Here is an 8912-nt window from a genome sequence, read left to right as displayed (position 1 = left end):
ATGCTATATGGGGTGAGAGTGTGGGCTGCGGCGGCGAGATTCGCATGTTGCTGGAGCCTGTGGAAGGACGATTGCGGGCGATTTTGCTTGAAGCGAAAACAAAAAATGATGCCGGTATTTCCGTTAAGCTAATGCGAAGCTGGGATGAGAAAGAAATCAGCTACGCTCTTATTGATAACCTTGGCGATCACTCACTGGTGGACTATGAAGATGAACTGAACAACAATTCCAATCAAATGACGATCGTAATTACGCCTAGACCTCGTTTGGTGTTATTCGGGCTAGGAAAAGACGCGGAAGCTATCTATTCGTTAGCGATACAAATTGGCTTTCGTGTGATAGTAGCTGATTGGCGGCCGGCGTTATGTACGAAGGAAAGGTTTCCACACGCCGAATGTGTGATTGGATCTCCCATACAAATAATGGAGCAGGTGCAACTCCGTCCAGATGATTATTTAATCGTATGCAGCCATAATTTGTCTCAGGATAAGGACATGATTAGGCTTGCATTGCCTCTAAAGCTTGTTTACATCGGCGTTCTTGGTTCAAAGAAGCGGATACGGATGCTGTTTGAGACCTTTCTCATTCCATCCAATGTACACGCTCCGATAGGTCTCTCCATTCATGCAGATGGTCCGTATGAAATAGCTGTCAGTGTTGCAGCTGAATTAATTGCCATACGTGCAGCAAGGAAAGGGAGCCAGCGACAGGAGGGGAGCAAACATGCGAATATCAGCCCTTTATTTAGCAGCAGGACAGAGCAAGCGCATGGGAGTTCGAAAGCAATCGCTCGAGCTGTCGAAGAACAAGCCGCTGGCACGGATGGGGCTGCTGGCTCTGTTGTCCAGCGATCTTCATGAAATCAAGGTTGTTGTTAATCCCGAAGATTCAAATGATTGGATCGGGGCAGAGGATAGTACTGTAATTGCTGCTCATCATTTTCGGTCAAGCGGCGTCACTGTGATTGAATGTGCGGATGCGCAGAAGGGAATGTCCTATTCGATCCGCTGCGGACTTGAAGCGCTTCTGAGAGAGGGAGCTGCGCTTGATGCAGTTGTGGTTGTACTCGCTGATCAACCCTTTATTACTTCCGGAATGATTAATAGGCTTATCCGCTGCTGGAGCGAGCGTCCGGAGCTCGATTTTGTCGCAACCGCAGTGCATGACGCGAATGAAGGGGAAATTGTTCTAATGCCTCCGGCGATATTATCCCGCTCCATGTTCGATTCTTTATTTCAATTAAAGGGCGATGCTGGAGCTCGTAAGCTGTTCGAATCAACTGAATTTCAAGGCTATGGGCTGCTGGCGTTAGATCGTGAGACATTATTTGACGTAGATACGCCAGCAGATTTTGCTTTAGCTAAAAAACGATATTTGGGTTTGACTAAAGAGTGCTAATGATACCTTTTTTAGCAGATCACTTCGGGCCAAACAATTGTACGCAGGCTTGCAATGACCATGTTTGGAGCGGGGGACCGCACTTATTTAGATGCAAACGGATCGGGGGAGTAATGTGAACATGAATGCTCAGGAGATCATGTCATCTCCTCTAGTATGGCATCCTCAGACGGCCGCAGAGGCATGGCTGCTTAAACAAAGCTATGGGTTTGATGGATTATATATTTCAGGTGGAACCTTGCTTCGAACGCAGTGGGAATCTGGTGTTTCTGCTATCCCGAAACATTTGATCAATTTGAGTGCTATTCGTGGATTAAACGAAGTTAAAATCGGCGAATCAGGCGTCATTATTGGCGGCCAAGTGACTTTGCAGGCTTGTCGGACGAATGCATTCCTGCAGCGTAATTTTCCACTAGTCACCGATGCTGTACGCGCAATAGCAGCGCCGTCCATACGGCATTTAGCAACGATTGGCGGCAATGTTTCCTCCTTAATTGGTGACGCTATTCCGGCTCTCCTGGCCTATGATGCTGAAGTGATTTGGTACAACGGTGTAATAGAGCAGCGCGCTCCTTTATCCAGCTATTTGCTTCTAGCAAACGATCCGGCCCAAGGATGTGAGAGATTGCTCCTCAGCATCGTCCTGCCTTTCACATTATTAACGGAAGAGAGCACGGCGTGTGGGGATGAAGAGGAAAATACCATTTCGAAAATCAAGCATTTTGGCGCCTACCATAAAGTAGGACGTCGTGAAGCATTTACTCCTTCTATTGTAACTGCAGCCATATTAGGCGCGATTTCGTCCGCTGGCGTGCTCATGGAACTAAGAATCGCGCTTGGAGGAGGACAAACGCTTCCGCAAAGACTAGAACGATTAGAAGCAGAAATCGTAGGAGCGGCTGTGGATCATCAGCTTCTTCAGCAAGCCTATGATTGTATTTTGCAAGAATACGAACCTAGGGAAGATTTATTCGCATCATCGTCGTATCGGAAGATTACAGCAGCTAACGTCATCGCAGCGGAGCTTTGGAAGGCAGCTAGAGATTGAGGAATGACAGGAAGGAGTGAGCGTATGCTCTTAAACCGCACAAGCAGCGGAGGTAGATGGCGAATCCGTCCTGATGGTCCAGGTAAAGTAACAGGCAGTCTGGCTTATTTAACCGATATGACTAGGGAGCATATGCTTTATGGCCTTGTTCTACGAAGCGAATATCCTCATGCGCGTATTCTGTCCATTCATACAGATAAAGCCAAGCAACTAACCGGTGTCCACGCCGTGCTTACCTTTGAAGATATCCCTGGATTAAATGCTTTTGGCATTGCGCATCCTGACCAGCCTGTTTTATGTGAGGAGCGAGTGAGATATGTGGGTGATGCAATAGCGACAGTAGCAGCTGAATCCCTTGCCATTGCACAAAGAGCTATTGCACTTATCGAAGTTGAATATGAAGTTTTGCAGGTAGTGGATGATCCTGAGCACGCGCTGCGGGATGATGCACCTCTGCTTCATCCAAAAGGCAATGCGATGCACCGGGCATCCTTTCATAGAGGGAACGCTGAGGCTGGATTCGAGCAATGTGCTTGTATCATAGAGGAAACCTATTACACGCCGCGCCAAATGCACACCTATATGGAAACGGAAGGCGGCTTGTTCGTGCCGGAGGCGAATCATCGGTTAACGGTATATTCACCAACGCAGCACGGCTTTATGGATCGTATGCAATTATCACGTATTTTAGCTGTACCACAAGAGGATATTCGGATCGTATCCAGCCCCATTGGAGGTTCTTTTGGCGGAAAGGACGAGTTGAATGTGCAGCCTTATGGGGCACTGCTCGCCACTTACACAGGAAAACCAGTCAAGATGCATAATTCGAGGCAGGAATCGGTTCGTGCTGGCTTAAAGCGGCATCCGATGAAAATTACGATGAAAACGGGCACTGACGCAGCAGGGAAATTAATTGCTCACCAAGTCAGACTTATTTCTGATACGGGTCCCTATTCAACGCTTGGAGCCGAGGTGCTTAATTTTGCTGTAGAGCATGTTATAGGTCCTTATCAATACGAGCATTTGGACGTTGAAGGCGTATCGGTATTTACGAACAACGGCATGTCGGGTGAATTCCGAGGTTTTGGCGGCAATCAAGCTATCTTCGCACTTGAGGGACAATTGGATCGACTGGCTGAGCAGCTTGGCTTAGAGCCTTGGGCATTTCGCCAATTAAATATGCGCAAAATGGACGATCTCGGGCCATTTGATCAACCGATCGTGATGACCGAAGGTGCCGAGCGAGTATGGAGCGCTATAGCAAAGAGCCCATTAATGCAGGAGAAGCTGCAAACCAAGTCACGAAGCAAAGATGGCGCAGAACCTTGGGTGAAAACGGGCATCGGAGCCGCTTTTACGATGCATGGCGCAGGACTTGGGGTTGGTATTCCTGACCCTGCAGGCGGTCGCTTAGAGCTTGCGGAAGACGGGAAGATTGAAGCCGTATTCGGTTATGAGGAGTTTGGGCAAGGTCTCATTGCATCGCTGGAGCAGATGCTCATCGAGCAGTTCAAGTTAGGAGCAGATGATTTGCGGATCATTATCGGCGATACCGATGTCGTGCCAAACAGCGGTTCAACTACGGCTTCACGTGCAACAGCAATGATGTGGAAATCACTTCAAAAGTTAAAGCAGCCATTTACAGAGCAGTTGCTAAAACGAGCTGAAGCAGCGTTAAGACAGCCTGCTCAAGAGCTGCAATTGGGTGAAGGCGGCATAAGAGAGACGTCGAGCAACGCACTGCTGCTTACCTACCAAGAGCTCGCCGAAGCTTGCGATTCCCCTATTCGCTGTGAAACTTCTTTTTCATTTCCAATCTCACCTACAGAACGTGTAGGAGCACATTTTATGTATACCTATTCGGCCGTAGTTGCAAAGGTTGAGATTAATACGCTGACAGGGCGAGTCAAGGTGCTGCAGCAGTATCATGCGGTAGCGGCTGGACCTGTCATAAATCCACAAGGCTTTCTCGGTCAAATCGAAGGAGGCAGCAGTATGGCTCTTGGTTTTACACTTATGGAAGATGCGATTATGGAAAAAGGACAATATGTTACGCGAAATTTGGATACGTATCTTGTTCCGACGATCATTGACCAAAAAGGGTTAGTAGAAGTGGAAGCCATTGAGCATTTGCCTGAGGGTGACGATTATGGGCCACGCGGTATTGGCGAGGTCGGATCGGTTACTCTAGCACCAGCTATCGCAGCTGCTATAAGGCAAGCTTGCGGGAAATGGGTGACTAAACTGCCGGTAGACCCTGCTTTTTTGCAAGAAAAGCCATTTTTTCTTATGAAGGGGTGAACGGAGATGAACGATCATACTGCAAAAGTTCAAACACCGTTTGCACTCCAATGCTTCATTAATGAACAGGAGCTTAAGATTGAAACGGCAGCTTCCACCAGATTGCTGAGCATATTGCGTGATGACTTGGCGCTTACGGGGACGAAGCGATCATGTGATATCGGCAGGTGCGGTGCATGTATGGTACTGATTGACGGCCAGGCGGTCAATTCTTGTTTAACGATGGCTTATCAATGCACCAGCAAGCGGATTACGACGATAGAAGGTATTTCGTCAGAGGGGATCGACCCGATTGGGCAAGCCTTTCTAGAGGAAGGCGGCTTTCAATGCGGTTATTGCACACCGGGAATGATCGTTTCCGTTAAAGCGCTGCTCGACCACCAGCCAGAACCGTCAGACGATGAAATTGAAGAAGCCTTGACAGGTAATTTGTGTCGCTGTACTGGATATGGCGGAATATGGAGAGCTGTGAAACGAGCCATTGAAGGGAGGCGTCAAGCGATATGAGTGATAGGCATGAGATCGATTCACGAGGGGTACTGGAAATGAAAATAAATATGGATCAAATCAATGCATGCACCCGCGAGCTGTTCATAACATGGCTTGGAACGATATTTGAGCATTCGCCTTGGGTGGCCGCTTCGGCAAGTGCAGCGCGTCCGTTTGCTTCGGTCGAAGCGCTTCATGACGCGATGATGAACGTTGTGCGGGAATCAAGAGTAGAGACGATTATTGATTTGTTCCGCGCCCATCCCGATCTTGGAACAAGGCTTGCGGTTGCCGAGTATTCCGCGATAGAGCAGCAAGGTGCTGGTTTGGATCAATTGACGGCAGATGAATACGAGCTCTTCCTCGGATTAAATCAAACGTATGTAAAATCTTTTGGGTTTCCCTTTATTTTCGCAGTAAGAGGAAAAAAGAAAGAGGATATACTCGCAGCGATGGAAGCTAGATTATGGCATTCTGCTGCTGAAGAAATAGATCAAGCATTGCGAGAAATTGAGAAAATTTCCGGATTTCGTTTAAGAGATCTCATCATGGAGTAGAGAAAGGAACGATCATTATGCTAAAATTACGCAGCGGACGAACATTATATTATGGCAAAGGCGATGTGCTGAGCTACCGGACATACGCAATACCGCTTTCTGTTAAATCGATCCCTCAATCAACTTATATAGGCGATCCTAATATTATTTTTGCTCATAACATAACCTTCTCCGTGAGCAGCGAGGTGCTGCTTACCTCCTTTACGGAGGGTGACAATGCGCAGGTCGTAGCTACTGACTCGATGAAAAATTTTATATTACGGCAAACTGCTCATTATGAAGGAAGTACAACAGAGGGACTGCTAGCTTTCATAAGCGAGCGATTTATGGAGCGTTATTCGCATATAGATGCGATTGAGATTCGTGCGGATCGGCTGCCTTTCAACTCCGTCACGATTGCCGAAGGGAGCAGCTGGAACGATAGCCAGCTTGTGTTTCGAAGATCGCACAACGAGCATGCGAGCGCTTCGCAAAAATGGATACGTACAGCCAATAGCTTTCAACTGGCGGAACATGAAAGTGCTTTGTCCCACATTCAGCTCATTAAGGTGAGGGGCAGCTCGTTTTATGGATTCGTTCGCGATGAATATACAACTTTGCCTGAAAGCTATGATCGTCCTTTATTTATTTTCCTTCATATCTTTTGGACTTATGAGCATGCAGAGGATGCTTTGGACAGTAGGCGCGGAAATTATGTTCCATCCGAGCAGATTCATGATTTAGCCCACACGTTGTTCCATCTTGCAAACTCACCTTCCATTCAGTATTTAATCTATCAAATTGGAAAAAGCATTCTTACAACCTTCCCGCAGCTGTCTGAGGTTCGATTCGAGTCGAACAATCGGACATGGGAAACGGTAATGGAACCTGAGCATTCCGCAGCAGCAGGCGTGTTTACTGAACCACGTCCGCCTTATGGCTTCCAAGGATTCACTCTTACAAGAGCTGACCTGATTGAGGGAGAGTGATGCAGTGTGAACGGGAAAGTTACGACGCATGTTCTTGATCTTGCTGGAGGCAAACCGGTTGTTGGCATAACCATAGAGCTATGGTATTTGGGTGAGGAGAGTGCGGAAGCTGCAAACCAGCCTAGGCTCATTGGTTCTTATCAGACGAATGAAGATGGACGCGTTGATAAGCCATTGCTTCTGGGTGAAAGTATGGAGTGCGGAACCTATGAGATCGTTTTTGCAGCAGGAGATTTTTTTCGGCGATCGGAACATTTGTCAGCGATAGAAGAGAGCATATTTGATAAAATTCCGATTAGGTTCCGCATTCGCGATAAAAACTCGCATTATCACGTTCCATTATTAGTTGCTCCTGGCGGCTACAGTACCTACCGCGGAAGCTAGCCCAATTTTGTGGTCATGTATACAAACTATCAGGATAGTGTATGAATATACCGAAAGGGGATTTGACGATGGCGTTAATGAATGAAAAAACTGCAGCTATGACAACGTTATTGTCGCAGCTGCCAAAGGTTGATTTGCATGTGCATTTAGATGGGAGCGTAAAGCCGGAGACCATTAGGGAGCTCGCTATAGAGCAAGGGAATCCTTTACAAATAGATTCGGAAACAGAGCTTCTGTCTCATATGCAGGTTGGAGAAACTTGCGAGAGCTTAAAGGAGTATTTGGACAAGTTTGGTTTTGTCTTGCCGTACTTGCAAACGGGATCAGCGTTAGAGAGAGTTGCATATGAGCTTGTTGAGCAGGCTGCAAACGATAAGGTAAGCTATATCGAAGTGCGCTTTGCTCCTCAGCTGCATCGCACACAAGGCTTAACCATTCAGGATGTCATCCAGCATGTGATAAATGGCTTAAAGCGCGGTGAGCAAGCATTTGGCACGGTAGCTAGAGCAATCATTATTTGTATGAGGCATCATTCCTATGCGCTCAATAAGGACGTTGTTGAAGAAGCAGCGCGATTTTATAATAAAGGAGTCGTTGCCGTCGATTTGGCTGGTGACGAGGCAGGATTTCCCGCCAAGCTGTTCCTTCAGCTCTTTGAAGAGGCACAGCAGCTGGGGCTGCCGATTACGATCCACGCGGGAGAAGCGGCAGGTGCGGAAAACGTGCGAGTCGCTGTCACGGGCTTAGGTGCTGTACGTATCGGCCACGGCATTCGAATGCAGGAAGACCCGGAGGTCGTTGCTCTCGTGAGGGAACGGCAAATACCTTTGGAGATGTGCCCGCTCAGCAACATCCAGACAAAAGCTGTTCCAAGCTGGGACGCGTATCCGATCCGACGTTATTTGGAGGAAGGGATCATTGTTACTGTAAATACGGACAACCGAACGGTTTCGAATACGACGATTCAGAAGGAATACGAGCAGCTGGCTGAGCATTGCGGCTTATCGATGAAGGATATCGCCAAAATCGTGCTAAACGGCGCAAAGGCTGCTTTCTTAGAGGAAGCAGAGAAACAATTATTGATTGCTAAGCTGGAAAATGAATGGGCAGCAAAAGGATTTAAGGTTTAACAAAATATAAGGTAAAAGGCTTCACGTCAGATTTTGACGTGGAGCCTTTGTTTTTGCCCCTAAATCCTTGAATTTATTGAAAATGTTTCATCTGTGCTTTGACAGATAGATATTACTCCCAATCTCAACCATTTTCTGCTATATCCTGTGCACCTTGGGCTTTGTAATCCCTTACATCATGAACTAAGATGGAAAAAGTTATTAATTGTGTTTCGGGAGGGATTCACATTAGTCCAGTTAAACGATATTTACTATGGGCAAAACCTTATTGGTGGTCGATAGGACTTATCATTTTGTTAGGTATGGTTCAATTCGTTGCACCTCTATCAACACCCATCTACACGCAAATTTTGCTCGACGATGTACTTGCAGGCAAAGGGGACTGGGGGCTTTATCAAATTGTAGGCATCATGGCTATTATTTTATTTTTTGGTGTTATTGTCAGTTTTTTAAGAAATTATTTCTCAGCGATGCTTGGCAATCGGATGATGAAGGATCTTCGCGAGCAGCTGTATCATCATCTGCAAAAAATGCCTGTCAGCTTCTATGATCAGAGGCAAGTAGGCGGAATATCCTCTAGAGTCATTCATGACATCGGAGGGGCTCAAAACTTGATTGGCGGGGGCATCATTAACCT

10 protein-coding genes are annotated in these 8912 nt (G+C 47.0%); all 10 read left to right on the top strand.

The window, feature by feature from the left end:
- A partial coding sequence (locus AC1DSE_RS24315) for an XdhC family protein (RefSeq protein ID WP_477528309.1) occupies window positions 1-860 on the top strand: 860 nt, incomplete at its 5' end.
- Window positions 769-1398, top strand: a complete 630-nt coding sequence (locus tag AC1DSE_RS24310; RefSeq protein ID WP_477511986.1) for a nucleotidyltransferase family protein — start codon at window positions 769-771, stop codon at window positions 1396-1398. The genes AC1DSE_RS24315 and AC1DSE_RS24310, both read left to right, overlap by 92 nt.
- 121 nt (window positions 1399-1519) lie before the next feature.
- Window positions 1520-2446, top strand: a complete 927-nt coding sequence (locus tag AC1DSE_RS24305; RefSeq protein WP_477511987.1) for an FAD binding domain-containing protein — start codon at window positions 1520-1522, stop codon at window positions 2444-2446.
- A gap of 24 nt (window positions 2447-2470) precedes the next feature.
- Window positions 2471-4747 (top strand): xanthine dehydrogenase subunit D, encoded by a 2277-nt coding sequence (gene pucD / locus AC1DSE_RS24300; RefSeq protein ID WP_477511988.1) that lies wholly within the window; start codon window positions 2471-2473, stop codon window positions 4745-4747.
- 6 nt (window positions 4748-4753) lie between these two features.
- Window positions 4754-5254, top strand: a complete 501-nt coding sequence (locus tag AC1DSE_RS24295; RefSeq protein ID WP_477511989.1) for a (2Fe-2S)-binding protein — start codon at window positions 4754-4756, stop codon at window positions 5252-5254.
- Window positions 5251-5793, top strand: coding sequence for a 2-oxo-4-hydroxy-4-carboxy-5-ureidoimidazoline decarboxylase (uraD, locus tag AC1DSE_RS24290; RefSeq protein ID WP_477511990.1), 543 nt, complete (start codon window positions 5251-5253; stop codon window positions 5791-5793). The genes AC1DSE_RS24295 and uraD overlap by 4 nt, the downstream gene beginning before the upstream one ends.
- Before the next feature lie 17 nt (window positions 5794-5810).
- Window positions 5811-6761 (top strand): factor-independent urate hydroxylase, encoded by a 951-nt coding sequence (pucL, locus tag AC1DSE_RS24285; RefSeq protein ID WP_477511991.1) that lies wholly within the window; start codon window positions 5811-5813, stop codon window positions 6759-6761.
- Between the two features lie 6 nt (window positions 6762-6767).
- Entirely contained in the window at window positions 6768-7145 is a 378-nt protein-coding gene (gene uraH, locus AC1DSE_RS24280; protein ID WP_477511992.1) for a hydroxyisourate hydrolase, read from the top strand.
- Window positions 7146-7213: 68 nt separating this feature from the next.
- Window positions 7214-8275: an adenosine deaminase gene (gene add, locus AC1DSE_RS24275; protein ID WP_477528308.1), complete on the top strand. Its 1062-nt coding sequence runs from the start codon at window positions 7214-7216 to the stop codon at window positions 8273-8275.
- A gap of 188 nt (window positions 8276-8463) precedes the next feature.
- On the top strand, window positions 8464-8912 hold a 449-nt coding region (locus AC1DSE_RS24270; RefSeq protein WP_477528307.1), incomplete at its 3' end, for an ABC transporter transmembrane domain-containing protein.

Source organism: Paenibacillus sp. 01L418, from assembly GCF_056400045.1.
Note: the sequence above shows the minus strand (reverse complement) of the source record. Positions and strands in the feature narration are given on the sequence as shown.

Bases quoted from the DNA above. Each gene is read 5' to 3' on its own strand.
- pucD (WP_477511988.1), top strand. From the start codon at position 2,471: ATGCTCTTAAACCGCACAAGCAGCGGAGGTAGATGGCGAATCCGTCCT.
- uraD (WP_477511990.1), top strand. From the start codon at position 5,251: ATGAGTGATAGGCATGAGATCGATTCACGAGGGGTACTGGAAATGAAA.
- pucL (WP_477511991.1), top strand. From the start codon at position 5,811: ATGCTAAAATTACGCAGCGGACGAACATTATATTATGGCAAAGGCGAT.
- AC1DSE_RS24305 (WP_477511987.1), top strand. From the start codon at position 1,520: ATGAATGCTCAGGAGATCATGTCATCTCCTCTAGTATGGCATCCTCAG.
- add (WP_477528308.1), top strand. From the start codon at position 7,214: ATGGCGTTAATGAATGAAAAAACTGCAGCTATGACAACGTTATTGTCG.
- AC1DSE_RS24310 (WP_477511986.1), top strand. From the start codon at position 769: ATGGGAGTTCGAAAGCAATCGCTCGAGCTGTCGAAGAACAAGCCGCTG.
- AC1DSE_RS24295 (WP_477511989.1), top strand. From the start codon at position 4,754: ATGAACGATCATACTGCAAAAGTTCAAACACCGTTTGCACTCCAATGC.